The organism is Dellaglioa sp. CoH-57-MRSF-20, from assembly GCF_056781955.1.
On the sequence record NZ_JBXAXV010000118.1, the window covers coordinates 1 to 456 of the forward strand.

A 456-nucleotide genomic window follows, 5' to 3' on the forward strand; every position below is an offset into this window, starting at 1 on the left:
GGGTCAGCCTTGCCGAAGCTAACGAGCCACTTCGGAGCCCGGCAGCGGAGGAAGATGCCGCATGAACCTGCATGAATTTCGAGCTGACATGGTTCAGGCTGTAACGAATTTCGTTCTCGACTACGAGAAGGATCGTCAGACGCGCAATCAGACACGGGTGCGCGAGGCATCCGAGTGGTTGCAAATGTTTGACGAATACATCGAACACCGAACTGATTTTTCTGGCATTCGTACGTGCATGTGCTGCGGATGCTCCGCTGAACTGGAGAGACTGGCATGAGCGCGGGGAACGCCGTGTTTGTGCATGACGAGGCGCACCGTGAGCTGGGTGTTGCGATGGCTGATTTTATGCGAGCCCAGATGAATCGATCCGGATTCGTTCGCCATTTTTTCGCGTGGTGCGATTTTGACAAGACCAATCACACGTGCCCGGAGTACTCGCGAGCAGAATGGGAA

1 protein-coding gene is annotated in these 456 nt (G+C 55.0%); it reads left to right on the plus strand.

The genetic code is table 11. The features are described 5' to 3' along the window. Nucleotides 1-276: 276 nt before the first annotated feature. A partial coding sequence (locus AC1RPN_RS08405; RefSeq protein WP_481763747.1) for a hypothetical protein occupies nt 277-456 on the plus strand: 180 nt, incomplete at its 3' end.